The 24,247-nt window shown below is 56.4% G+C and carries 20 protein-coding genes, 1 tRNA gene and 1 pseudogene; 8 read left to right on the top strand and 14 right to left on the bottom strand.

All coding sequences use genetic code 11. From position 1 onward, the window contains the following. The first annotated feature begins 257 nt into the window (after positions 1–257). Both RYA97_RS04440 and RYA97_RS04435 read left to right on the top strand, forming a co-directional pair. Positions 258–443, top strand: coding sequence for a hypothetical protein (locus RYA97_RS04440; RefSeq protein ID WP_004664555.1), 186 nt, complete (start codon positions 258–260; stop codon positions 441–443). Positions 444–806: 363 nt separating this feature from the next. Beyond that, positions 807–1,148, top strand: a complete 342-nt coding sequence (locus RYA97_RS04435) for a DUF6538 domain-containing protein (protein ID WP_316891953.1) — start codon at positions 807–809, stop codon at positions 1,146–1,148. Between the two features lie 238 nt (positions 1,149–1,386). Here RYA97_RS04435 and RYA97_RS04430 read toward each other — a convergent pair whose 3' ends face one another. The 7 genes from RYA97_RS04430 to RYA97_RS04400 form a co-directional block, all read right to left on the bottom strand. Next, positions 1,387–1,842, bottom strand: a complete 456-nt coding sequence (locus RYA97_RS04430) for a hypothetical protein (protein WP_057401573.1) — start codon at positions 1,840–1,842, stop codon at positions 1,387–1,389. Beyond that, positions 1,830–2,321, bottom strand: coding sequence for a hypothetical protein (locus RYA97_RS04425; RefSeq protein WP_316891952.1), 492 nt, complete (start codon positions 2,319–2,321; stop codon positions 1,830–1,832). Before RYA97_RS04425 ends, RYA97_RS04430 begins: the two co-directional genes overlap by 13 nt. Positions 2,322–2,666: 345 nt before the next feature. After that, positions 2,667–3,194 (bottom strand): hypothetical protein, encoded by a 528-nt coding sequence (locus RYA97_RS04420; RefSeq protein ID WP_316891951.1) that lies wholly within the window; start codon positions 3,192–3,194, stop codon positions 2,667–2,669. A gap of 156 nt (positions 3,195–3,350) precedes the next feature. Then, positions 3,351–3,803, bottom strand: a complete 453-nt coding sequence (locus tag RYA97_RS04415; RefSeq protein ID WP_316891950.1) for a hypothetical protein — start codon at positions 3,801–3,803, stop codon at positions 3,351–3,353. A gap of 206 nt (positions 3,804–4,009) precedes the next feature. Continuing rightward, positions 4,010–4,915: a hypothetical protein gene (locus RYA97_RS04410; RefSeq protein WP_316891949.1), complete on the bottom strand. Its 906-nt coding sequence runs from the start codon at positions 4,913–4,915 to the stop codon at positions 4,010–4,012. A 790-nt stretch (positions 4,916–5,705) separates the two neighbouring features. Then, positions 5,706–5,966: a hypothetical protein gene (locus RYA97_RS04405; RefSeq protein WP_316891948.1), complete on the bottom strand. Its 261-nt coding sequence runs from the start codon at positions 5,964–5,966 to the stop codon at positions 5,706–5,708. Between the two features lie 87 nt (positions 5,967–6,053). After that, positions 6,054–6,374: a hypothetical protein gene (locus RYA97_RS04400; RefSeq protein ID WP_316891947.1), complete on the bottom strand. Its 321-nt coding sequence runs from the start codon at positions 6,372–6,374 to the stop codon at positions 6,054–6,056. Between the two features lie 609 nt (positions 6,375–6,983). On the opposite strand from RYA97_RS04400, the pseudogene RYA97_RS04395 reads away from it, so the two are divergent. Next, positions 6,984–7,190 (top strand): annotated as a pseudogene (locus tag RYA97_RS04395) (hybrid sensor histidine kinase/response regulator); the annotation flags it as partial. A gap of 309 nt (positions 7,191–7,499) precedes the next feature. On the opposite strand, the gene RYA97_RS04390 reads toward RYA97_RS04395, so the two are convergent. Beyond that, positions 7,500–7,589 (bottom strand) — tRNA-Ser (locus RYA97_RS04390). Between the two features lie 178 nt (positions 7,590–7,767). Continuing rightward, positions 7,768–8,517, bottom strand: a complete 750-nt coding sequence (locus tag RYA97_RS04385) for a 3-oxoacyl-ACP reductase family protein (RefSeq protein ID WP_005744370.1) — start codon at positions 8,515–8,517, stop codon at positions 7,768–7,770. A 114-nt stretch (positions 8,518–8,631) separates the two neighbouring features. Between RYA97_RS04385 and RYA97_RS04380 the strand changes: the two genes are divergently transcribed. After that, positions 8,632–9,198 (top strand): cysteine hydrolase family protein, encoded by a 567-nt coding sequence (locus tag RYA97_RS04380; RefSeq protein ID WP_316891946.1) that lies wholly within the window; start codon positions 8,632–8,634, stop codon positions 9,196–9,198. 12 nt (positions 9,199–9,210) lie between these two features. Here the strand turns inward: RYA97_RS04380 and RYA97_RS04375 are convergent, their stop codons facing one another. The 3 genes from RYA97_RS04375 to mfd all read right to left on the bottom strand — a co-directional run bounded on the left by RYA97_RS04375 (position 9,211) and on the right by mfd (position 16,019). Then, positions 9,211–11,955: a DEAD/DEAH box helicase gene (locus RYA97_RS04375; protein WP_316891945.1), complete on the bottom strand. Its 2,745-nt coding sequence runs from the start codon at positions 11,953–11,955 to the stop codon at positions 9,211–9,213. A 75-nt stretch (positions 11,956–12,030) separates the two neighbouring features. Then, entirely contained in the window at positions 12,031–12,555 is a 525-nt protein-coding gene (locus tag RYA97_RS04370; protein ID WP_057404814.1) for a CsiV family protein, read from the bottom strand. Positions 12,556–12,566: 11 nt separating this feature from the next. Continuing rightward, positions 12,567–16,019, bottom strand: coding sequence for a transcription-repair coupling factor (gene mfd, locus RYA97_RS04365; protein WP_316891944.1), 3,453 nt, complete (start codon positions 16,017–16,019; stop codon positions 12,567–12,569). Positions 16,020–16,209: 190 nt separating this feature from the next. Here mfd and RYA97_RS04360 point away from each other — a divergent pair, with 190 nt between their 5' ends. After that, complete coding sequence (locus RYA97_RS04360; protein WP_005734450.1) at positions 16,210–17,673, top strand: glyceraldehyde-3-phosphate dehydrogenase; 1,464 nt, start codon at positions 16,210–16,212, stop codon at positions 17,671–17,673. A 147-nt stretch (positions 17,674–17,820) separates the two neighbouring features. Beyond that, positions 17,821–19,083 carry an MFS transporter gene (locus RYA97_RS04355; RefSeq protein WP_016982424.1) on the top strand — a complete coding sequence of 421 codons (1,263 nt, stop codon included), beginning with the start codon at positions 17,821–17,823 and terminating at the stop codon, positions 19,081–19,083. Positions 19,084–19,167: 84 nt separating this feature from the next. On the opposite strand, the gene RYA97_RS04350 is transcribed toward RYA97_RS04355, so the two are convergent. Further along, positions 19,168–20,460: an MFS transporter gene (locus RYA97_RS04350; RefSeq protein ID WP_002552884.1), complete on the bottom strand. Its 1,293-nt coding sequence runs from the start codon at positions 20,458–20,460 to the stop codon at positions 19,168–19,170. A 426-nt stretch (positions 20,461–20,886) separates the two neighbouring features. Between RYA97_RS04350 and RYA97_RS04345 the strand changes: the two genes are divergently transcribed. Together RYA97_RS04345 and sthA are read left to right on the top strand one after the other, a co-directional pair. Next, the gene (locus RYA97_RS04345) at positions 20,887–21,870 is read left to right on the top strand and encodes an FAD:protein FMN transferase (RefSeq protein ID WP_039847405.1); all 984 of its coding nucleotides are present in this window, start codon (positions 20,887–20,889) and stop codon (positions 21,868–21,870) included. A 166-nt stretch (positions 21,871–22,036) separates the two neighbouring features. Further along, positions 22,037–23,431 (top strand): Si-specific NAD(P)(+) transhydrogenase, encoded by a 1,395-nt coding sequence (gene sthA / locus RYA97_RS04340; RefSeq protein ID WP_004664563.1) that lies wholly within the window; start codon positions 22,037–22,039, stop codon positions 23,429–23,431. Between the two features lie 42 nt (positions 23,432–23,473). Here sthA and RYA97_RS04335 read toward each other — a convergent pair whose 3' ends face one another. Beyond that, complete coding sequence (locus tag RYA97_RS04335) at positions 23,474–24,196, bottom strand: glycerophosphodiester phosphodiesterase (protein ID WP_005744379.1); 723 nt, start codon at positions 24,194–24,196, stop codon at positions 23,474–23,476. Between the last annotated feature and the right edge of the window lie 51 nt (positions 24,197–24,247).

The raw sequence follows: 24,247 nt of genomic DNA, 5'->3' as shown, positions 1-24,247 counted from the left end.
ACCTTGTGGCATGAGGCTATTAGCCCATTTGTGCTATTGATCGTATTGGGTTTCAGTACTCAAATGTGCCATAGAGAAGCGCATCTCTAAATCAAAAATCATACAGCTGACTTAGGGTCGCTGTTTGCCTGGTCACAGTTTAGGGCCGCTGCAGTGTACCTTGAGTGCCGACAATAAAGCGTTAAAGTCGGTAGGGTATTGTGACGTTCATGCAGCCTTTACAGGCTCGCATTACCTGCTAAAACTATGGAGCATTTATGAAAGACAATATGAAGAAAGTGCGTTCGCGAAATATTGGAATCGCCTTGGCGCTCGCATTGGGCGTTGCATTCAGCGGCACTGCAAGTGCGTTTACATTTGAACACGGGTGGAGTTGCCAGAATAAATGGTATCAAATGGGACTTATTGAACTGATTTCGTGCGGCGGTGGCGGCGAAGGTTGAGTTTTTTACGATACACGCGATATGCGGTAAAAATAACATGTGTTTCAAGCCTTACATGCCTGTGAAGATGCGGTCGCACGACCGCATCATCGTGTCCGACGTCCTTGGCATTGCCACCCTTAATTTTCTGCTCTTTCCCAGCTCTGTCCCATGTAGCGTCCAACGACCACTTTTTCACACCCCAGAAACCACAAAACCCCTGAATTCTTCAACAAATTCAGGGGTTCTGCGTGTTTCAAATATGGCGGTGAAGGAGGGATTCGAACTTAACGCCCCTCCAGCCCTAATGGTCCATGGATACAGGGCTTTCAGCGTGCATAGTAGTACAATCGCCGCTTTTCAGCTCACTCCGGCAATGGCTTCATGGTAGACAACCTGATACAGAAAAACGGTGAATCGACGTGGTATATCCGCCTTGCCGTTCCAGTGGATGTGCAACAGAAACTTGGTTGTAAGGTGTTGGTTCAGTCGCTGAAGACTGGCATGCGTGATGAAGCCATGACCCGGCGTCTGCCGATCCTCCATGAGTGGAAGACACTCATTGCGAAAGCACGAGCGGGAACGCCTTTACCCGGTGGCTGGGAGGACTCAGTAGCTGCGGTGGCTCAGCAGCTTGATACATTGCGACGGGACAATAAACGAGCGTTGATTGGTGAGCCTGTGGATGCGCTGATGCAGCCTGATCCGGGCTTCGCTGATTTTTAGCTTCGCGCAGCACCTCATGTGGGTGAGCCACTCATTCAATTGTTATCGGACGCCCAAGACAAAGGGTTGTCGGTACAGCTACAGCTACAGCTACAGCTACAGCTACAGCTACAGCTTGCAGATTCGATTGCGGACGCACTCAAACGCTTGATCCCTGAGCGCTTCGCAAAGCATTACGATGTCACGGCGGATCAGGTTGCAGAAATGAACCAGTTAGCAGCCTAGCGCCATATCGGAGCTATGAGGTCATTGTCCCCTTGTGGCGAAAGCCTCGGATAACCCAAGCTACCAGCGCACCGAGAGCATAGAGAAGAGCACACCCGATTAACCAACCTGCACCGATCCATCCAACGCTTTCGATTTGTAGTGAAAGGAGGTGACTTAGCTTGTCCTCAAAACGTTTGTTGGATTCATCGATTTTCTGTTTAGTGCGGATGCCATCCTCAGCAAGGCAAGGTTGTCCGCTGAGAATCTGGTCCGTTATGTTTTGACGAGGCTGTTGTGCTTTCTGTGGGTTGAGCCGCAGACATTCCAGCTGATTTTGTAAATCTGCCAGTTCCCACGAATGTTGCTGACGGATACGACTTTCCGTAGGGAAATTGCCATTGTAGGCGAGCGCTCCAAGGGCTATGAGCAACGCCACGCATGCGACAATCCACAACCGCTGCCAACCGTTCAAACTCAACCTTGCCATGCCACACCCGTTCCATTATGAGCTGCTGCCGTTTCCATGAGCTGGTTAAACCTACGCTCCGCCTCGCCCTGATTCCGCCTCAGCTTTTCGAGGCTGACTTCAACCGCAGTAAGTCGCTCCCGGCATTCTTTCTCGGTATAGCGCTCACGATTCGTATGTGCATGCTCAGCAAAAGCAGATGCGTCGGCAAGACATTTGCGGAAAAACTCTTGCCGATCTTGCAGGAAGTTAGACGTGATCTCTCGAAGCTCAGGATTCAAGTCGTTGTTAAGGGATAGACGATGGGCCAACGTATCGGTTTCCCGATCCAGCTTGTACCACTCTGAACGTGCAGCCTCGGCCTTGAGTAAGAGGTTTTGCCTTAGCAGGTAGAGTTCGTTTGCCCTCGACCTGTTTTGCACACGCTCTGTACGCCATAGCGCGAATAAGGAGACGATCAGTGCCAGCAATGATGCAATCGGAATTGATTGAAGGTCCACAGTGATCTCCATTCGTGTGGTGACTTCGCAGTATGTGGTGCTTCACGTCCTGGGGCAACTTGTGCAGGTAATTCGATTTAATCCCCTGAATTCCCTATGAAATAGGGTCAAAACCCCGCTTATGGCAGAAATGTTAGGCTGCTATAAGAGTGGTTGCAGGGCCACAGCCAAGTAAAGGCGGGTCCTGTGCTGTTCCAGTGGCAAGCTGGAGCCTATGAGCGACATCTTTCTGCCAAATCATGGCGGTGGAAGCTATCCAAACGACTCGAAAATGACGAATTCGGCATCTGAGCGCTGAAGTTCAGCCTTCAAGTTTGAAGCAAGAAGGCATCACTTAACTACTGATCAGCTAACGACCCCGAAAAGCGCCATAAGGGCAGGTAGTCCAGCGCCCACAGCACTCGCCGTAAGTGGATGCTCTAGGAAACCCTTCAGCCGTCCTTTCGCTTCCTCCTTGGCCGCTGGCTCGCCCTCCGACTTGTCAATTGCCGAAAGCAGCTCCTTTAGCCCAGCTTCAAGGTGCTGAACGTTATGGTCGCCAATCTGGATACCCGTCGATCCGTGAATGTTGATGTGGTTAGTGGTGATAGTTCTGCTTGGCGTGGGTAGGGCTGTGTCCTTGCTGATGTCAACAACGTAGCAGGCGGGTATATCGTCAAAGCTTTGGTGGTAGTCAACTACGGTCGCCGTGTAGGTTTCTTCTCTGCCGGGTATGGAGCGTATGATCTTGTCCCCTTCGCAAATGTCTAGCTCGCTATACCACAGGGTTAGCTTTGGGCGGGAGAACATGCACTTATATGGACCGGAGCTAACTCCGTTGCGGTCAATATGAATAGTGTCTTTACCAGCTTCGGGTGAAAACAGGTCGTCCATACGGGAAACTCCTTTTGGTAGAAGGCGCCAGCCTACATCCGCTTGCGGGGAAGTTGATAGCATTCGGGTTGTGAACGTAATGGGCGTACTCTGTGTTCAATTGGGTACGCCTATGTGCAACCTTGCTCCGGGCGGCGGGGTCTAGGCTGAAGAAATTTACTTACGGATACACAGCGAGATGATGGAAATAACAACTGCGGCGGTTGAAAAGCCAAATGACCACAGGAATTTGGCGTGATCAGCATGAAGGCTGGCCAGCACCGAGTCCAGCAAAGGGAAGTTCACGCATCTGATCTCTTTCCCCACTCCTAGTGAGAAGAAAGGAACAAGCGTTCCGTCTTCTTTTTTGTAGGCGTGCCTCTGTTGTAGGTGGTAATAGAGCCGCCCAAATACGATGTCTTTGTCGACCTTCAGCTTCTTTGCCACTCGCTCGCAGTTTATTGGGACGTATATCTTCGACTCGCGATTGTTGGGGCCGTCTATGGTGAACGCACAGAAATCGTTGTAATACATCTTGTAGATGGTGCGAAGAATTTTGCGATCAGATGGTGGGTTCAATGGGCAAGCTCCGATGGCGGGGACTTCACTGTAGCTGACTTTAGAACTCATTGCACAAAGCCATTAGTCTAGCTTGGCATACGTCAAATCGAACGCCACACGCGAAGGCTGACCCACCTCCTGGCCGTCAGGTGCATCACCTACACTTGAGTACTGCCACTTTCAACGCCGCCTCAGTCTGACGCAACTACGAGTACGCCGTCGAAAATGAATGTCTTGCCGACGGAGTGAGCTTCCTTACTGAAATATCAGCACGCTTAGTTATCATCATCGGGCCATTGCATTGTCTGATCCATGAGCTGCTTTTTAAAATGATAGTTAACGGAGTTGTCTGGAATATCATCGGGCACCAGATCAAAACGAAATGTTGTAAGCTGTCTAAGTATTTCTGGCACATCATAAGTTTCGTCAAAAAGCATTGCTTCGTTTAGAATGGTAGTGATTATACCTATGGGACGTATTATCTCGCGTACTGTTGGCCCCAATTTAACTACTCCGCCCTCGTGGGAGATGTGAGGGAAATCTTTAGGGCGAAAGCCTACAATGAAGTGCTTTCTGGCGAGAGATTCTAGCTTTCGATTTATATCTATGCACCCTTGGAATCGCCTATCATAGTAGATTCCCTCAAAGACAGAGAATAGAGAAAGTATCTTCTCCAAGTCTGATAAAAACGTGAGTATAAATTTCTTGTCAACTGTGAGAATGCCCATCTTAGCTTCAGGAAATAGCGCTTTGTGAAGTTTCCTAGGGTAGGCAACTTTCGGTTGTCCTTCTTTTTCTTCAGTAAATCCGAAGTGATGACTTCCAAGGTATTTCTGGAACTCATCCACATGCTTATAATAGTTGGTTATGTAATTGTTCGTCTGGGTGAGATTTATCTGAAACTGTGTTAGCTCCATCTGCGCCTTAGATTGCACTGAGCGATGGTTGGCTGCAAGCAGTGCTATGAGCGGAATCGCAACTGCAAGCAGCCCAAGGGGGACTTTGAATATGTCTAATGCGTTATTCCATCCTTCACTTGAAAGGTTGTACTTCAATCCTGAAGTGTGGTAGGCAATAGTGGTCGCCACAATGGCAGCAAGTACAAATAACGAGGCTATCACATATACGACAGTCTTGAGTTTAAGGAAGGTGGTGTGCGGATCAAAGTCTAACCACTTCATCGATTTCTCCTCTCAAAAGTTGTAGTTTTTGTGAAGACTATTGGCAGGAGAAGTGGATGTACCAATAGTTTGATTGCATCCAATAGGTGCTATTTCCGCTCGCGATGCTTGCGCCGCCTTCAGGGGATGAGCCCTCGGCATCGATCTTGTAACGTCCATTGCAAGCGGTGAACATTTGCTCGTAGGCGTCCTCGCGGCGTTGCTTCCTGACAAACGCGGCTCCGTCATTCAGGTACTTGACGATGCCTGCACGAGAGCTCTCATTGCTTGGGGCGTAAGCGGAACCAGAGTTCGGAGGGGATACCATGTCAGCGCTGGCGCATCCGCCCAATACTACACACAGGCTTACTACAGAAATTGACCGTCTCATCTTCACGTTCCTTGATTGTCGAGCGAATACTACTTATTTCAATCATCCGCCCAGAGTAGCCGCCAGCGAGGGTAATCAATCGTTGATGTGCAGCACTTCTCCCGGCGGCGGGATTGTTTTTGAGGAGATTAGGCTGAATAGCTTGTACTTACTTTGAGAAGCTTCCCAATCTTGGCGAGAGCTTTCGAATTACTCGATGAAAGCTTGAAGATATCAGGGGGCATCTCATGAGGTTGCTGACGCTGTGTATAGGCGGTCATGAGCGAGTAACCTATGAGGTTCAGCTCTTGTGCAGCGCTGCGTATATCAGCCTTCTTGGGCAGTCCAAATATTCTTTGGGCAACGCAATAGCATGAAATGATTTCTGCTTTTGACATAAGGTCGGCAGCGTGCCCCTTAACGGTTGCGGAAACCTCTTCGTCATTGCCGTAGTTCGTGATTTTGGCTTGATAACGCAGTAGGGGTGTTTGCGGTCTGCCCAATTGATCCTTTGAGTTGTTGCACCGGTTCAATGACAAGCTTCAGCACTATTTGACTGACGACGAAGATCACGATAGCGCCCAAAATTGTAGCTATAGATGTCATCACCTGAAACCCACCAGACTCGTTTCCACTCCCTGCAATGGCATTGCTCGCGAGAAGCGTGCATATGATGCCCGGCAAAATCATTATTGCTTTCATTTTATCCTCAATGAGCTATTACGGATTTGCTTGCAGTAACCGGCCGAATAACAACTAAAAAGCCCCGGCTATCGGGGCTCCCTCTCATCAGTGCAACGTACGTCCGTTGAGATTTGTCTCAAGCCAGCAGTTGACGTCGGAATCGCCATGACCAACCGTCGACTGAATCTCAGAGACGTACAAGCTCTCGTCATGCTCGATGAACGGTTTCAGCCGCTTAAAAATTTCCCTCACTGCGCAGTCCGTCTGAATTACGTAAACAGATGGCGTGAGTCGTGCTGCCGAAAATTTGTAGATTTCAGCGATCAAGCGTTGGCGTTTGACGCCCAGTTTTCCTGCGTTGCAGGTGATCAACAGAGTTGGCATAGCCGGGTTATCCGATGGAAAAGCATTGAGTTTGCTAGTCATCAGGATACAATCAAACGCGATTAGCGATTGCCAAACGCGTCAGCATTTGGCTCAATGATCGTCCTGACATAACTAATGATTGATTCAGTCGAAGGTTTTGGATCGGTGCGGATGAACACGATGTCGGTCGCCAAACTTAACCGTGTTCATTCCGCAAGCTTCATCCTCCCAGCCTCTCCTTAGGCCAGCCCGTAGCTGTAAAAGCCCATATGTAGGGTTTTTCTCGGTGACTGCATACAAGATAATGCGTTTTGAATGTCAATTGCAATCCACTGCCCGTGGATAAAGTGTGTGTAGTTTATGTATTAATCGCATATCTTTCGTGTAGGCCGCATACCTACTGGACCGTGACCGTCTGTCACCGATTCTTCAGTATCTTCAGTAAGTTGCATGAACTACCCATAAGCGCGAACCTCATCAGAAAAATTTGACGCAAGTGCACCCTTTATTCATAAGCTTTCGTGAACCGCTAGCACTGACAAAGGTGTCAATCATCTTAGCTGTGGCTGTCGTCAGCGTTGATCCCCAACATCACGAAAGGTCGGAACGTGAAAGCTCACAGAGCTATGTCACTCTGAATTTCAAAAAGTACGCAATGCAACTATTTGCGCGGTGATCGGAATGCTGGAGCTGGCGCTCAAACGTGCCGATCATGGCGTTCAGTCATCGAAGTCGCCTACAGCTCGGCCAACGGTCTGCTGGACCTGATTGGCGACATTCTCGATATCGCACGCATCGAATCAGGGCGGCTTTCACTGAATCCGGAGCGGGCGAACCTGCGTCGACTGAGAGTCGGTGCTGCGGGTATTCGACGGTCAGTAACCATGCTGACGAAGCTTCGGAATGAAGGCTTTCGCTGCTGTGAGGCTACAGCAACACGCGCTGGCGATGACGGTCTGATTGTCGAACCACAGCTTGCCTTAGCCGGTTAAGTAGCCGTGTCGATCCTTAATGAACATCCACAGGAGTTTGTCCTGTGCAGAAAGGGCAGCGGGCTGGCGAGTAGTCAGACTGAGAAGCTGGTGGGCTTGGAGAAGGGTGTGTGGGAATTTTCAGCACTGTGAGTAGTACAAACAAAAAACCCCATGAACTCTAAGCAACTGAATTCACAGGGTTTTCTTAATATGGCGGTGAAGGAGGGATTCGAACCCTCGATACAATTTCTTGTATACACACTTTCCAGGCGTGCTCCTTAAGCCACTCGGACACCTCACCGTATCTCGACGACAACGTTGTGTCTGTCGAGGCGCGCTAATGTAGTCGAAACCTTTTCCTAACGCAAAACTTTTTTTCAGATTTTTCATGCGGTTAAGCAAATAAACGCTTATGCGCCACTGAAAAGCCCGAGAAGGCGGTGCGGCGCTAAGGCGCACCGCCGCTCGTCTCGTGAAGTTCAGGCGCTGAAGCCGCCGTCGATGGTCAGGCTGGCGCCGGTTATGTAGCCGGCTTCCGGGCCTGCCAGGTAGGCGACGAAGCTGGCGATTTCTTCGCTTGTGCCGTAGCGGGGCAGGGCCATCAGTGCTTTCAGGGTTTCGGCGAATTCGCCCTGTGCCGGGTTCATGTCGGTATCCACCGGGCCGGGCTGGACGTTGTTGACGGTGATACCTTGCGGGCCGAGGTCGCGGGCCATGCCTTTGGTCAGGCCGATCAGCGCCGATTTGCTCATGGCGTACGTGGCACCGCCCGCAAAGGGCATGCGGTCGGCGTTGGTGCTGCCAATGTTGATGATGCGGCCGCCTTCTTCCATGTGCCGAGCGGCTTCCTGGCTGGCGATGAACACGCTACGCACGTTGATCGCCAGGGTTTTGTCGAAGTCCTGCATGCTGAATTCATTGAGCGGCGCAATGGCCAGAATGCCGGCGTTGTTGACCAGAATGTCCAGCCTGCCAAGGGTTTCGGCGGTGGTCTGCACGGCTTGGCGAATGGCTTTCTCATCGGCGCTGTCTGCGCGAATGGCCAGGGCCCGGCCGCCGTTGGCGACGATGCTGTCCTGAATCTCCAGAGCGTTGACCTCGGAGCTGACGTAGGTAAATGCCACGGCGGCGCCTTCTTTAGCCAGCCGCTGGACGATGGCTGCACCGATGCCTCGGGAGCCGCCCTGCACGAGTGCTACTTTGCCAGCGAGTTTAAGGTGTTCGATCATGATGTTCTCCTTGGAGGGCGGGTCTCGGACAAGCCTGAGCCTGTCGACGATTGAGACCAGAATAGACCCTGATTGCGATAGTCTTGCTGAACCAAAAGTTCGGACTGATTCATCATGGATATTCAAGGCAACAGCGCGCTGATCCTGATCGACATGCAGCAGGGGATCAATCATCCCAAGCTGGGGCGGCGTAACAATCCGCAGGCCGAGGCGAATATAGGCGCGCTGCTGGGTGCCTGGCGACAATCCGGGCGTCCGGTGATTCACGTTCGGCATTTCTCGACGTCGCCGCAATCAGTGTTCTGGCCTGAGCAGTCGGGGGTCGAGTACCAGTCAGCGTTCTTGCCGCACGCCGATGAGCGGGAGTTGAGCAAGCAGGTGCCTGACGCGTTTTGCGGGTCGTTTCTGGAGATGTGGTTACGCTCGGACGGGATCGGGCAGGTGGTGACTGTCGGTGTGATTACCAACAATTCCGTCGAGTCCACCGCGCGCAGTGGAGGCAATCTTGGCTTTAACGTGATGGTCGCGCATGACGCCTGCTTTACATTTGATCAAGCAGACTTCTTCGGCACGCCGCGCAGTGCCGAAGATGTGCACGCGATGTCGCTGGCCAACCTGCACGGTGAATACGCTACGGTCTTGTCCACGGCGCAGATCCTTCAGCATATTGCTCTCGAATAGCGCCGGACGGGTTTACTTGCGGGTTTTCTTCGGGGCTGCGGGAAGCGGGGCAAACAGGGCCTGAAGGTCTTCGTCGCGCAGTTTCCAGTCGCCGGTTGTGCGGCCATCAAGCACACCGGCTGCCAGCGCTGACTTTTCCCGTTGCAGGCGCTGGATTTTCTCTTCCACGGTGCCGCGCGCGATCATCTTGTAGACGAACACCGGCTTGTCCTGACCGATACGATAAGCACGGTCGGTCGCTTGATTCTCCGCTGCCGGGTTCCACCACGGGTCATAGTGGATCACAGTATCGGCGGCAGTCAGGTTGAGGCCGGTGCCGCCTGCCTTCAGGCTGATCAGGAAGATCGGCAGCTTGCCGCTCTGGAAATCATGGATCGGTGTGCGGCGATCGCGGGTCGATCCGGTCAGCAGGGCGTAGGCGATACCGCGCTGCTTGAGCTCTTCCTCGATCAGGCTGAGCATCGAAGTGAACTGCGAGAACAACAGAATCTTGCGACCTTCGGCCAGCAGTTCTTCGAACATCTCCATCAGGCTGTTGAGCTTGCCTGAAGTGCCCTGTTTGCTGTTGACCGGCATGTCCTGATTGACCAGACGCAGGTCACAGCACACCTGGCGCAGCTTGAGCAACGCTTCGAGAATGATTATCTGGCTGCGCGCCACGCCCTTGCGGGTGATTTCGTCCCTGACCTTCTTGTCCATCGCCAGGCGTACGGTTTCGTACACGTCGCGCTGGGCATCGTTAAGGTCGACCCAGTGGATGATCTCGGTCTTGGGTGGCAGCTCGGTGGCCACTTGCTCCTTGGTGCGACGCAGCAGAAACGGCTTGATACGCGCATTGAGGTGGTGGAGGCGGTCCTGGTTGCCATGCTTTTCGATGGCTGTGCGGTAATTGCTGTTGAATTCCTTGCTGTTGCCCAGCCAGCCGGGCATCAGGAAGTGGAACAGTGACCACAGCTCGCCCAGGTGGTTTTCCAGTGGCGTACCGCTCAGGCACAGGCGCTGACGTGCGTTGAGGTTGCGTGCGGCCTGGGCGGCCTTGCTGTTGGGGTTCTTGATGTACTGCGCTTCATCGAGAATCAGCACGTGGAAGGGCTGTTTTTCGAGCTGTTCCAGGTCCCGTGGCAGCAATGCGTAAGTGGTCAGGATCAGGTCGTAATCCTGCAGGTTGCCAGCGTCCTGATGACGATTGGCGCCATACAGGGCCAGTACCTTGAGGTCCGGGGTGAAGTGCTCGGCTTCATCCAGCCAGTTGGGAATCAGGCTGGTCGGCATGACGGCCAGCGCGGGTCGGTCGAGGCGTCCGGCCTGTTTTTCCATCAGCAGGTGAGCCAGGGTCTGCAGCGTTTTGCCCAGCCCCATGTCATCAGCCAGCACGCCGCCGACTTCCAGCTCGCGTAGCGACTGCATCCAGCTCAGGCCTTCCAGCTGATAAGGGCGCAGTGTGGCGTTAAGGCCATCGGGCAGGCTGACCGGCGCGTCCTTGATGTTGATCAGGCGTTCGGCGAAATGGCGCAGACGGTCGCCACCCTGCCAGGTCAGCGGCAGGTCTTCTAGCTGGGTAAGGCGCGCGGCATCGGCTTTACTCATGCGCAGCGCGTTGTTGCCCTCCTGACGCCAGTAGAAATCGCCCAGCGTCGCCAGTACCGGCTTGAGTCGGCCGTAGGGCAGGGCGATCTGCACCGGGCTGCCGCCGCTCTGGGTGAAGTGGTTGAGCTGCACCAGCAGTTGTTCTTCGTCGCCGCGCTTGGCCACTGCCGACGGGCTCATCAGTTCGGGGTGGCTGCGAATCAGGTTGATCAGGATCGGCAGCAGGCTCAGGCGTTCGCCGTTGACGATGATGCCCAGTTCCAGGTCGAACCAGTCGCGCTCGTTCTCTTCATCAATGACGGCATACCAGTCTTCCACGGGAGTAACGTCGAAGCCGAACTCGTCCTGAATGTCGATTTCCCAGCCTTGCTCGCGCAACCGTGGCAGGTCGTCGAGGACGAAATGCAGCCAGGCCTTGTCATTGGGCAGTTCGTACATGTCGCCGGCGCTGTCGGGCAGTGCCTTGCTTTGCCGGGTGGCGACCTTGAAGCCCAGGTCGGCCAGTTCCTGACGCAACTGCCGCTCCCGTTCGCCCTGACGACGGATGCGCAGGGTTTCGGTGTCGGTGTGCTCGATGATGTCGCTTTTCTGATTCACCAGATCGCTGCCCAGAGAACTGACCAGAATGCTGACGTTGGTGGTGCCGACCGCGTAATGCTTGCCGTAGGCAAAGGCGAGCGCGGCACGGTGCTGAATGTGCCGCTGCATGCGCCCGTTGCGCGGCTCGTAGGCACTGAACTCGATGCTGGCCAGAATCAGCCTGGGCCGTGGCTGCAGGTCATCGATCAGGCGCTCCGGCAGCCTGGGTTTTTGCTCGACGGGCTTTTCCGGCTCTTGCTGGTGCGAGGCCAGTGCGGCCTGCAGCAACGGACGGTTTTGCGGGTCCTGCAGAAACAGCAGGGCGGCCACGCAATGTTTGCAATCGTTGCGAACCGGACAGGTGCATTTGCAGGTCAGGTAATTCTTGTAGCGATCGGGGTCCTTGAACAGCAGTGTCTGGGTATAGATTTCCAGGCCCGAGCCCCGACAGGCGGTGCGGATGATCTGCGGGCTGGAGTCTTCCAGCACGATGCGTTTTTGCCGGGCGTAGTCGCGCCCTCGCTCGAGCGTTCGCTCGTGGAATAGGTCTGTCCAGGCCGCAGCCAGGACTTTTTCGAGAATGGACGACAAGTTTTAAAAAGCCCTACGCCGCAGCGATGCTCAAAAAGAAAGGGGGCGCCTTGGCGTCCCTTGCGTACGTAAAGATCAAAGAGGAGAAACTTTGATCAGCAACGCGAGGTTGCCATTGTCCAGATAGGTCAGCTCACCGTTTTTTACCCTGGCGGTCTGCTTCAATCGTTCACTGCTGATGACCACGCCATGCGGGTCCAGCTGGTTGACCCAGAATTGTGCACCAATATCGGTAAAACGTGCCATCGCCAGACTCACGGTGCCCTCGATAGGGAAGTGCCCAAGCCGCTCGTCACCACTGGTGACGGCAACCTTGCCCGGCTCGGTGCCGATGCTCTGCTGCCAGGCGCGCTGCATCAGCACCTGGTAATTGCCACTGCCCTGCAGTTTGCTGGCCAGATCATTGAGGGCGGGGCTTCGTTCATCGGTCGCGGCGATCTTCTGCGCGTCCTTGTCCCAGTTTTCCGGGACAAGCTGACGGGTCGAGGCGGGTTCGCCGTTCTGGCGAAACAGCAGAATCTCGACCTGATACAAGCCGTCGGCGAACGCGGTCGGCGCGATCAGCGTCAGCAGCAGGACCAATGAACGAAACAGACGCATGCGTGAATCCTTCAAGCAGTTTTCGGGGTCAGGCGCTCAAGCAGCGCTTCGATGGTATTGAAACGCTCTTCCGGGCGCTCCATGGGCACCAGGAATTTGAACAGCGTGGCACCTTCGAACTTGTAACGGTTGGGCTGGCTCTGGATCAGCTTGATCAGGGTCAGCGGATCAACTGGAGTCTCGGTCGCGAATTCGATGCGTCCACCTTGCGGGCCGCCGTCGATTTTCTTGATACCCAGCTGTTCGGCGTGCAGTTTGAGCTGCGTGATGCGCACCAGGTTCTTGGTCGGCTCCGGCAACAGGCCGAAGCGGTCGATCATTTCTACCTGCAAGTCTTTCAACGCCTCTTCGTCTGCCGCGTTGGCGATGCGTTTGTAGAGAATCAGGCGGGTGTGTACATCCGGCAGGTAGGCTTCGGGGATCAATGCCGGTACACGCAGGTTGATTTCCGGTCCGCCGCCCAACGGTTGATCGAGATTGGGCTGTTCGCCCTTGCGAATCGACTTGACCGCGCGCTCGAGCATTTCCATGTACAGGGTAAAACCTACGGCCTGGATCTGACCGCTCTGGCCGTCCCCGAGCAGTTCGCCTGCGCCTCGGATCTCCAGGTCATTGGTGGCGAGCACGAAGCCCGCGCCCAGGTCCTGGGTGTTGGCAATCGCTTCCAGACGCTTTTCGGCGTCGGGGGTGATTTGCTTGCGCGGCGGGGTCAGCAGGTAGGCATAGGCCTGGTGGTGACTGCGTCCGACGCGGCCGCGCAACTGGTGCAGCTGGGCCAGGCCGAACTTGTCGGCACGCTCGATGATGATGGTGTTGGCGCTCGGCACGTCGATGCCGGTCTCGATGATGGTCGAGGCGATCAGCACATTGAAGCGCTTGTGGTAGAAATCGCTCATCACCTGTTCGAGTTCGCGCTCGCGCATCTGCCCGTGGCCGATGCCGATACGGGCTTCCGGCACCAGTTCGGCCAGATCCGCTGCGCATTTCTCGATGGTTTTGACGTCGTTGTGCAGGTAGTAGACCTGGCCGCCGCGCAGCAACTCGCGCAGCAGGGCTTCCTTGATGGTCGGCTTGTTCTGCTCCATGACGAAGGTGCGTACCGACAGCCTGCGCGCCGGTGGCGTGGCGATGATCGACAGATCACGCATGCCCGACACGGCCATGTTCAGGGTTCGCGGAATCGGCGTTGCGGTGAGGGTCAGAATGTCGACCTCGCTGCGCAGTGCCTTGAGCTGTTCTTTCTGGCGGACACCGAAGCGGTGTTCTTCGTCGATGATCACCAGACCGAGATTCTTGATCTTGACGTCATCCTGCAACAGCTTGTGCGTACCGATGACGATGTCGATCTTGCCCTCGGCCAGATCGGCAACGGCGGCGCTGACTTCCTTGGCCGACTTGAAGCGGCTCATCACTTCGACCGTCACCGGCCAGTCTGCGAAACGGTCGCGGAAGCTGTTGTAGTGCTGCTGGGCGAGCAGGGTGGTCGGCACCAGAATGGCCACCTGACGCCCGCCGTGCACGGCAATGAAGGCGGCGCGCATGGCCACTTCGGTCTTGCCGAAGCCCACGTCGCCACACACCAGGCGATCCATCGGTTTGGGTGCCAGCATGTCGGCGCGCACGGCCTCGATGGTGGTCTGCTGATCCGGCGTTTCTTCGAACGGGAAGCCCGCGCTGAAAGTGGCGTAGTCGGCTTTCGGGTCGGCGAAGGCATAACCCTCACGGGCTGCCCGGCGTGCGTAGATATCCAGCAGCTCGGCAGCCACGTCGCGAACCTGTTCGGCCGCCTTGCGCTTGGCTTTCTGCCAGGTTTCCGAGCCCAGGCGGTGCAGCGGCGCGCTCTCGTCGTCGCTGCCGGTGTAGCGGGCAATCAGGTGCAGGTTGGCGACCGGGACGTACAGCTTGGCATCCTCGGCGTAGGCCAGCATCAGGAATTCGGCGACCTGATTTTCGACTTCCAGCGTCGCCAGCCCCAGATAGCGGCCCACGCCATGGTCGATGTGCACCACCGGCGCGCCTTCGCGCAGTTCGGTCAGGTTCTTGATGACGGCGTCGTTATTGCCGCCATCGGTGCGCTTTTCGCGACGGCGGCGCTGCATGACCCGCTGGCCGAACAGCGGGCTTTCAGCGACCAGCGCCAGTGCCGGTTGCTCCAGCAGCAGGCCGTCGTCCAGCGGGGCGATGGTGATTGCCAGCCTGTCCTTGCCATCGACGAAGTCCTGCCAGCTGTCGACCGTTTTCGGCCGCAGCTTCAGGCGTTCAAGCAGTTCCAGCAGCACTTCACGGCGACCGGCGGACTCGGCGGTAAACAGCACGCGACCGGGGAAGTCATCAAGAAATGTCGACAATGCCGCCAGTGGCTGACTGGCCTTGGCTTCAATGGACAGATCCGGCAGGGTCTGGGCCGGGAAGCGTTCGCGTCCGGCTCCGGCATCGACATCCTGCTGGCTGGCCACCACGCGCGGCCAGTTTTTCAAGCGTGCAAAGCAGTCTTCCACCGGCAGGAATAGCTCGGCCGGTGGCAGCAGTGGCCGTGCAGGGTCGACGCGGCGTTCTTCATAACGGTTGCGCACGTCGTTCCAGAAATTCTCTGCGGCCTGCTCGATACCCGGCAGGGAAAACACCTGAGTGTCCTGCGGCAGATAATCGAACAGCGTCGAGGTTTCTTCGAAGAACAATGGAATGTAGTACTCGATACCGGCAGGCGTGATGCCGCTGCTCAAGTCCTGGAAAATCGGGCTGCGCCGGAAGTCCACATCGAAACGCTCGCGAAAGCGTGCCTTGAAGCGCGTGACTTCTTCTTTTTGTAGCGGGAACTCACGAGCAGGCAACAGGCGCACCGACTCGACCTTGTCGATGGAACGCTGCGTGTCCGGATCGAAGGTGCGCAGGGTTTCGATTTCATCGTCGAACAGGTCAATACGGAACGGCAGCTTGCTGCCCATCGGGAACAGGTCGATCAATGCGCCGCGCACGGTGAACTCGCCGTGCTCGTAAACCGTGTCCACGTAGCGATAGCCGCTGGCTTCCAGGCGCGTGCGCATGGCCTCCACATCAAGCTTCTGGCCGACATCCAGCACCAGGCTGCTGCCGAGCAGGAATTTGGTCGGCGCGAGTCTGTGTAGGGCGGTCGTGATCGGTACTACCAAAACGCCATGCTCCAGCTCCGGCAGGCGATAAAGGCTGGCGATGCGCTGGGAAATGATGTCCTGGTGCGGCGAAAACAGGTCGTAGGGCAGGGTTTCCCAGTCCGGGAAGTGCAGAACCGGCAGCGTGGGCGCGAAAAACTTCAGCTCCTGCTCCAGCCGCTCGGCGCTCTGGCTGTCGGCGGTCAGTAGCAGGGTAAAGCGCTTGGCTGCGCTGGCGGCCTCGGCAATGGCCAGGCTCAGTGCGGCACCGGGAAGATTGCCCCAGTGTTGTTTGCCTGCAGCGGCAGAAAGATGCGGTAGACGCAGAACTGGCACGGGAAGGTCGGGCTCCAGGCGTTGCAACAGGGGCGGCGATTGTAACGGGGGAAGGTGGTGGCTGTCAGTTTTCCAGAGTGTTACCGCGTATTTACGGGCGAAAATTATGTAGTGCCCATCGATATGACAGTCGCGCATTGCTCATAAACAAAGGCGCGGTCATAATGTAGCCCCTTTTTTCAGCCCCTACATGTGGAAGGTTCCCGTGACTCAGAAGCCCGACCAGTGTCTTGGTGAATGGATCGATCGTGAAGCTCTCGCCGAAGCGATGATCCCGCTCATCGGTCAGCTCTACCGCAATAATAATGTGGTGAGTTCGATCTATGGCCGCAGCCTGATCAACCGTTCAGTCATCGCGATTCTCAAAGCTCACCGCTTTGCGCGTCATCGTCAGTCCGATGCGGTTGAGTTGTCCGTACACGAGACGTTCCCGCTTGTAAAAGCGATGAGCGAGCTCAAACTGGGTGCCGCTTCGGTGGACCTGGGCAAGCTGGCCGTGAAGTTCAAGACTGAAGGCAACGGCCGCACGCCCGAGCAGTTCGTACGTGAAGAGCTGGCCAGTGTAGTGGGTCAGCAGGGCACCAGCCCGCGCAAGGGCACCGATGTCGTGCTTTACGGTTTCGGTCGTATCGGTCGCCTGCTGGCGCGGATTCTGATCGAGAAGACGGGCGGTGGCGACGGTCTGCGTCTGCGTGCCATCGTTGTCCGCAAAGGCGCGGAAAACGATCTGGTCAAGCGTGCCAGCCTGCTGCGTCGTGACTCGGTACATGGTCCGTTCGATGGCACCATCACCATTGATGAAGCCAACAGCACCATCACTGCCAACGGTAACCTGATTCAGGTCATCTACGCCAAGAACCCGTCCGAGGTGGATTACACCCAATACGGTATCAAGGACGCTCTGCTGGTGGACAACACCGGTGTATGGCGTGATGCCGACGGTCTGGGTCAGCATCTGGCCTGCCCTGGCGTCGACCGCGTGGTATTGACCGCGCCGGGCAAAGGCAAGCTGAAGAACATCGTGCACGGTATCAACCACGGTGAAATCACGGCGGACGACAAGATCGTGTCCGCGGCATCCTGCACCACCAACGCCATCGTGCCGGTGCTCAAGGCTGTCAACGACAAGTTCGGCATCACCAATGGTCACGTTGAAACGGTTCACTCGTACACCAACGACCAGAACCTGATCGACAACTTCCACAAGGGTGACCGTCGTGGTCGCAGCGCTGCGTTGAACATGGTGATCACCGAAACCGGTGCCGCCACCGCTGCTGCCAAGGCACTGCCTGAACTGGCCGGCAAGCTGACCGGTAACGCGATCCGCGTTCCAACGCCGAACGTGTCCATGGCCATTCTCAACCTCAACCTCGAGAAGCCGACCACCCGCGAAGAAATGAACGAGTACCTGCGCTACATGGCGCTGCACTCGGACCTGCACAAGCAGATCGACTTTGTGAACTCGCAGGAAGTGGTGTCCACTGACTTCGTCGGCTCGCGTCACGCCGGTGTTGTGGATGCCGAAGCCACCATCGTCAACGATAACCGCGTTGTGCTGTACGTCTGGTACGACAACGAGTTTGGCTACAGCCACCAGGTTGTTCGCGTGATGGAAGACATGGCAGACGTCAATCCGCCTGCCTTTCCGCAGTAAATGTTGAACGCTTGAACTGCCCGGACTGACCGGGCAGCAAATAAACGGGCCGAACCCCTGCGCATGCAGGCTTCGGCCCGTTTTGTTTTGTGGCGTGTCATGAGAACCTGTTAGGCACAGCCCTTGTGGATGACGGAGTAGCCAAGGATGAGCAGTTCGGCCATGGACGGATCGCAGCAACACCTCAAAAGCAGCTTCTTTTTTCTGTTTCTGACGATTTTCGTCCCCTTTGGTCTGGGGCATTTCGTTTCCTACCTGTTTCGTACCGTCAATGCGGTGATCTATGTCGATCTGCAGGCCGACCTGAGTTTGCCCGCGAGCAGCCTGGGGTTGTTGACTGGCGTGTATTTTCTGACCTTCGCTGCCGCACAGATTCCCCTCGGCGTCATGCTTGATCGTTACGGCCCGCGCAGCGTGCAGGCGCCGATGCTGTTGTTCGCAGTCGCCGGTTCGGTCATCTTCAGTATTTCCAGCACCGAGACAGGGTTGTTGATCGGGCGGGGTCTGATTGGTCTGGGCGTGGCGGGTTCGCTGATGAGTGCGATCAAGGCATGTGCCATCTGGTTGCCGGTCGAGCGTTTGCCACTGAGTACTGCCTGCCTGCTGTCGATTGGCGGGCTGGGCGCGATGGCGTCGACCACGCCTTTGCATGCGTTGCTGAGCTGGCTGACCTGGCGAGAAGCGTTTCTGATGCTGGCGCTGCTGACCTTTTGTGTGGCCGTGGTCATACACCTCAGTGTTCCCAAAGCCTACGAGACCAGAAACACCCGCTACAGCGATATGTTTGCCGCAGTCGGCAAACTTTACTCTTCCTGGACGTTCTGGCGTCTGGCGTTGTATTCAGTGTTTTCGCACGCCATCTACATGTCGGTACTGTCGCTGTGGATGGGTCCGTGGTTGCGTGACATGGCCGGGCTGAGCGATTCAGGCATGGCCAATGTACTGCTGTTCGGCGCCATCGCGATGGTGGCAGGGTCTCTGACGTTTGGCACGATCACTGATTATCTGCGCAGGTTCGGTGTACAGCCGATCATGGTCTGTGGTGCAGGGATGGTGATCTTCATCGGCTTCCAGATGCTGATGGCCAGTGGTCTACCGGTGTCACCCTATATTGTTGCGATGGGCTTCAGCTTCTTCGGCACGTCGACCACCATGAACTACGCCATTGTGGCGCAATCGGTGGCACCGGAGCTGGCGGGCAGGGTCAGCTCTTCCTTCAATCTGGTGGTGTTTGTGCTCGCGTTCTTCCTCCAGTGGCTGATGGGATTGGTGCTCAACCTGTGGCCGGTTGCGCAGGGTGCCGGTCATCCGCTTGAGGCCTATCAGTGGTCGCTGGGTTTAATGATTGCGTTGCAATTGCCCGGGGTGCTGCTCTGGCTTGGCTTTCGACCCTGGAGGCGCGCTGTCTGAAAAAGCAAAACCCCGGCCGAGATCAACTCGTGCCGGGGTTTTTGCTTTTAGCCGTTACAGCTATCTGATCGATCAAGCGATGAATCAGGCGGTTGCAGGTGCTCCGGGCGCTTCCAGCTTCTGCCCGCCTTTGCGGAACAGCACCAGCGTAGCAACCAGACCCAGCACAGCGGCACCCGTCAGCCAGATACCGGGCGCTGCCTTGTTACCCAATTCGTGAATCAGGTAAGTACAGGCCGCCGGGGTGAAGCCACCAAAGGTTGCGGTCGCCAGGCTGTAGGCCAGCGAGAAGCCGGTGGTGCGGACTTCGACCGGCATGATCTCGGTCAGCGCCACGACCATTGCGCCGTTGTAGGAACCGTACAGGAACGAGAACCACAGCTCGACCATCAGCAGGTGGCTGAAGCTTGGGTGCTCTACCAACCACGACAGCGCAGGGTAGGCGGTGGCGATGGCCAGCACGGTCGCTGCAATCAACAGCGGCTTGCGGCCGATACGATCCGAGAACGAGCCCATGATCGGCAGCCAGATGAAGTTGGACACGCCGACGCAGACGGTCACCAGCAAGCTTTCCAGGTCAGTCAGGTTCAGTTCGTTCTTGCCGAAGGTCGGGGTATAGGCGGTAATCAGGTAAAACGACACCGTGGTCATCACTACCAGCGCCATGCCGCCCAGCACCAGACCAAAGTTCTGGCTGATGGAGCGCACCACTTCACGCAGCGTCGGGCGGTGCGTGCGGGCTTCGAACTCCGGTGACTCTTCCAGCGAACGGCGGATGATGAAGATCGCCGGCACAATCAGGCAGCCGATCAGGAACGGCACGCGCCAGCCCCATTCGCCCATTTGCTCCGGGCTCAGCCAGTGGTTCAGACCAACGCCCAGCAAACCGGCGAATACCACTGCAGCCTGTTGGCTGGCGGACTGCCAACTGACGAAGAAGCCTTTGCGACCTGGTGTCGAGATTTCAGCGAGGTACACCGAAACACCACCCAGCTCGACGCCAGCCGAGAAGCCTTGCAGCAGGCGACCGAGCAGCACCAGCAGCGGTGCAACAACGCCCAGAGTGGCGTAACCCGGCACACAGGCAATCAGCAAAGTGCCCATTGCCATCATCGCGAGGGTGATAATCAGGCCCTTGCGACGTCCGTGACGGTCGATATAGGCACCGAGAAAGATCGCGCCCAAGGGTCGCATCAGGAAGCCTGCGCCGAAGGTCGCCAGCGACAGCATCAACGAAGCGAATGCGCTGTCGGATGGGAAAAATGTCTTGGCAATGGCCGTGGCGTAAAAGCCGTAGACCATGAAATCGAACATCTCGAGGAAGTTACCGCTGACAACGCGAAAGATCGCTTTGCCCTTACTTGTTGTGGAGGCCATTTAGTTACTCGCTCAGGCTCGTCGGCTTGGAGTCCGTTGTCGTTTTTTTATCCCGTTTACATCGCCATTACGTATGTGCGACTGGCGATGCACATTTGTAACAGTATGTGTAACAGGGCTCAAAGACAACCGTTTCGGCGATTTGCTATTACTTAACAGACGCTTGACAGGTATAGCCGGTCGATGCGTGCACGGCTTATCAACCAGATGAAACCGGATGAACAGGCATGCCGCATGGGAACCATAAGCCCGACACTGACCACTCAATGCTTTGGTCGGCCTCATGTGGGTGAAGCCGGCCCTGGTCCGAGCGGGCCGCTACGGAAGGTTTCTGTCTTGCCTGCCAATGATGGCAAGTCACTCTGAAAGGTTTTTTTAGTGCGGGGCATCAGTTTGCGTGGGTTTTGCAGGGTTGCAGTGTGCCTGGTGCTGCTGGGGTGCGGTGGTTGCGGTCAGGAACGCAAGCTGGAAAGCTTTGGCGGGCCGGCCATGGGCAGTCATTATTCAGTGGTGTACGTGCGCGCCTCCGGGCAGCCTGAACCTGCGGTCGTGCGCCCGCAGATCGAATCGATTCTGGCTGAAGTCGATCAACAGATGTCGCTTTGGCGCAGTGACTCGGATATCGAGCTTTTCAATGCATTGCCTGCCAATAGCTGCCAGACCATGCCCGAACCGGTTTTGAAACTGATCAGTGTTGGCGAGCAACTGTCACGGGACAGTGATGGTGCTTTCGACCTGACGGTGAAGCCGCTGATGGACCTGTGGGGGCTGGGCGCTCATGCACTGTTTGAGCAAATGCCGCTGGTGCGCCAGTTGTCCCGCGCCCGGGCAACGGTGGGCTATCGCGATTTGCGCGTCGTCGGGCAACAGTTGTGCAAAAGCGCCGCTGTGCAAGTAGACCTCAACAGTATTGCCGCCGGTTATGCGGTAGATCGCATCAGCGAGCGCATGGAAAAGCTGGGGTTGCACGATTATCTGGTGCAAGCCACGGGCGAGTTGAAAGTCAGCGGGCTCAAGCCCGATGGTTCGCCGTGGAGGGTGGCCCTTGACGCACCGCGCGATGATGGCAACGTTGTGCAAAAAGTCTTTCCCCTGAATGGTTACGCCCTGTCTACCTCGGGTGACTATCGCCGCTATGCTGGCGGCGAAGGCGGGCGCATTTCCGACACGCTCGATGCTTTGACCGGCCAACCCATTCATCATGGGCTGGCGTCGGTAACGGTCATTCATCCCTCGGCGCTGATGGCTGACGGCCTCTCCTCACTGCTGTTGATTCTCGGCCCACGGCGCGGCTGGAATTATGCGCAAGAACATAAAATCCCTGCTTTTTTTGTGATTCGTGCCGATAAGCGCTTTATCATCCGCAGCAACGCGTCGTTTGATCGTCTGGCAGTGGAGCAGCCACGGTAAGTCAAGAGGCCGGAACTTCCGGTCAATTGCCACCTTGCACAGACAAAAATTGGCCTTCGACGCGACCAAGGGTTAATGTTCGCCGCCTCGGTGCAGCGCTAGACTGCGCCGCGTGATTTAGCCAGAGATGCCAGAGTGGCGCCTCGGTCTGTTTAAAGGAGTACGCATGGCTGTCTACAACTACGACGTAGTGGTACTGGGTTCCGGCCCTGCCGGAGAAGGCGCGGCAATGAACGCCGCCAAGGCGGGGCGCAAGGTCGCCATGGTCGACAGCCGTCGGCAAGTGGGCGGTAACTGCACCCATTTGGGCACCATTCCGTCCAAGGCTCTGCGTCACTCGGTCAAGCAGATCATTCAGTTCAACACCAATCCCATGTTCCGTGCCATCGGCGAGCCACGCTGGTTTTCGTTTCCGGATGTGTTGAAAAACGCCGAAATGGTCATCTCCAAGCAAGTGGCCTCGCGCACCAGTTACTACGCCCGCAACCGCGTCGACGTATTCTTCGGCACCGGCAGTTTTGCCGACGAGACCAGTGTCAACGTGGTCTGCTCCAACGGCGTAGTCGAAAAGCTGGTGGCCAACCAGATCATCATCGCCACCGGTTCGCGCCCCTATCGTCCGGCCGACATCGATTTCAGTCACAAGCGCATCTACGACAGCGACACCATCCTCAGCCTGGGCCATACCCCGCGCAAGCTGATCATTTATGGCGCGGGCGTGATCGGCTGTGAATACGCCTCGATCTTCAGCGGTCTGGGTGTTCTGGTCGAGCTGGTGGACAACCGTGACCAGTTGCTGAGCTTCCTGGATTCGGAAATCTCTCAGGCATTGAGTTATCACTTCAGCAACAACAACGTGATGGTTCGCCACAACGAAGAATACGAGAGGGTCGAAGGCCTGGACAACGGCGTTATCCTGCACCTCAAGTCCGGCAAGAAAATCAAGGCAGATGCGTTGCTCTGGTGCAATGGCCGTACCGGCAACACCGACAAGCTGGGGCTGGAAAATATCGGTCTCAAGGCCAACGGTCGTGGCCAGATCGAGGTGGACGAGAACTATCGCACCAGCGTTTCCAATGTCTATGGCGCAGGCGACGTTATCGGCTGGCCAAGTCTGGCAAGCGCTGCCTACGATCAGGGCCGCTCGGCGGCTGGCAGCATGGTTGACAACGGCAGCTGGCGCTATGTCAACGACGTACCGACCGGGATCTATACCATTCCGGAGATCAGTTCGATCGGCAAGAACGAACACGAGCTGACCCAGGCCAAGGTGCCGTACGAAGTGGGCAAGGCGTTCTTCAAGGGCATGGCCCGTGCGCAGATTTCCGGTGAGCGGGTCGGGATGTTGAAGATCCTGTTCCACCGCGAAACGCTGGAAGTGCTGGGCGTGCATTGCTTCGGTGACCAGGCGTCCGAGATCGTGCACATCGGTCAGGCGATCATGAGTCAGCCGGGTGAAGCGAACACCATGAAGTACTTCGTCAATACCACGTTCAACTACCCGACCATGGCCGAAGCCTATCGGGTAGCGGCATACGACGGCCTCAACCGGCTTTTTTAAGCGACTCCGGCCGGTGGCCTGAGCCGGCCGGGGAGACCGATTTCAGCGACTCCCGAGCGTGGCGGTGGCCAAACCGGGAAAGTCTGTAATCAGGCTGTCGACGCCGAAATCAGCGAGCCTGCGCATCAGTGCAGGCTCGTTGACTGTCCACACTGACACATGCAGGCCCTGACGCTGTGCTTTCTGCAGGCGCTCCGGGGTACACAGTGTCCAGTTCAATGCCAGAATTTCACAGCCGTAGCTTTGCGCGACCTTTAACGGGTCGAGCCAGGCGTACTCGGCCACCAGTCCGCGCGAGATGTCCGGCGTCAGGTCGAGGGCGGCGCGCAACACTTCACGAGAGCTGGAAGTGATGGTGACCTTGTCGAGCAAGCCATGACGCTGAGCCATTTCACGAATGGCCAGAACGGTGTTGGCGGCGCGGGTGCGTGAAGCGCTTTTGACTTCCAGTTGCCAGTGCTCGAAATCGCATTGCTCGAACAACTCTTCAAGACGCGGAATCGGGCAGGGCGAGACCCAGCCGGGGCCACCTTTGCGCGCGTCATAGGTCACCAGGTCGGCGGCCAGATGCTCATTGACCTTGCCGCGTCGGTCGGTGGTGCGCTTGAGGGTCGGGTCGTGAATGACCATCAACTCTCCGTCCAGTGAAAGATGCAGGTCCAGTTCACAGCGGCGCACGCCGTGCTTGATGCATTCCTGGAAGCTGACCAGGGTGTTTTCCGGTGCTTCGCCCTTGGCGCCGCGGTGGCCGTAGATAAAGGTCACGTTTACTCCTGGCCGTTAAGGCACCCACTGCTGATATGAAAATGATGAGGT

It is taken from the genome of Pseudomonas syringae group sp. 26L6 (assembly GCF_032587815.1).
Lineage (GTDB): Bacteria > Pseudomonadota > Gammaproteobacteria > Pseudomonadales > Pseudomonadaceae > Aquipseudomonas > Aquipseudomonas amygdali.
This window is presented reverse-complemented; position numbering and strand designations above follow the sequence as displayed.

What these genes read in the sequence shown, in the direction of transcription:
- RYA97_RS04440 (WP_004664555.1), top strand. Translation starts at nt 258, where the DNA reads ATGAAAGACAATATGAAGAAAGTGCGTTCGCGAAATATTGGAATCGCC.
- RYA97_RS04435 (WP_316891953.1), top strand. Translation starts at nt 807, where the DNA reads ATGGTAGACAACCTGATACAGAAAAACGGTGAATCGACGTGGTATATC.
- RYA97_RS04430 (WP_057401573.1), bottom strand. Translation starts at nt 1,842, where the DNA reads ATGGCAAGGTTGAGTTTGAACGGTTGGCAGCGGTTGTGGATTGTCGCA.
- RYA97_RS04420 (WP_316891951.1), bottom strand. Translation starts at nt 3,194, where the DNA reads ATGGACGACCTGTTTTCACCCGAAGCTGGTAAAGACACTATTCATATT.
- RYA97_RS04415 (WP_316891950.1), bottom strand. Translation starts at nt 3,803, where the DNA reads ATGAGTTCTAAAGTCAGCTACAGTGAAGTCCCCGCCATCGGAGCTTGC.
- RYA97_RS04410 (WP_316891949.1), bottom strand. Translation starts at nt 4,915, where the DNA reads ATGAAGTGGTTAGACTTTGATCCGCACACCACCTTCCTTAAACTCAAG.
- RYA97_RS04405 (WP_316891948.1), bottom strand. Translation starts at nt 5,966, where the DNA reads ATGAAAGCAATAATGATTTTGCCGGGCATCATATGCACGCTTCTCGCG.
- RYA97_RS04400 (WP_316891947.1), bottom strand. Translation starts at nt 6,374, where the DNA reads ATGACTAGCAAACTCAATGCTTTTCCATCGGATAACCCGGCTATGCCA.
- RYA97_RS04385 (WP_005744370.1), bottom strand. Translation starts at nt 8,517, where the DNA reads ATGATCGAACACCTTAAACTCGCTGGCAAAGTAGCACTCGTGCAGGGC.
- RYA97_RS04380 (WP_316891946.1), top strand. Translation starts at nt 8,632, where the DNA reads ATGGATATTCAAGGCAACAGCGCGCTGATCCTGATCGACATGCAGCAG.
- RYA97_RS04370 (WP_057404814.1), bottom strand. Translation starts at nt 12,555, where the DNA reads ATGCGTCTGTTTCGTTCATTGGTCCTGCTGCTGACGCTGATCGCGCCG.
- RYA97_RS04360 (WP_005734450.1), top strand. Translation starts at nt 16,210, where the DNA reads ATGTGGAAGGTTCCCGTGACTCAGAAGCCCGACCAGTGTCTTGGTGAA.
- RYA97_RS04355 (WP_016982424.1), top strand. Translation starts at nt 17,821, where the DNA reads ATGAGCAGTTCGGCCATGGACGGATCGCAGCAACACCTCAAAAGCAGC.
- RYA97_RS04350 (WP_002552884.1), bottom strand. Translation starts at nt 20,460, where the DNA reads ATGGCCTCCACAACAAGTAAGGGCAAAGCGATCTTTCGCGTTGTCAGC.
- sthA (WP_004664563.1), top strand. Translation starts at nt 22,037, where the DNA reads ATGGCTGTCTACAACTACGACGTAGTGGTACTGGGTTCCGGCCCTGCC.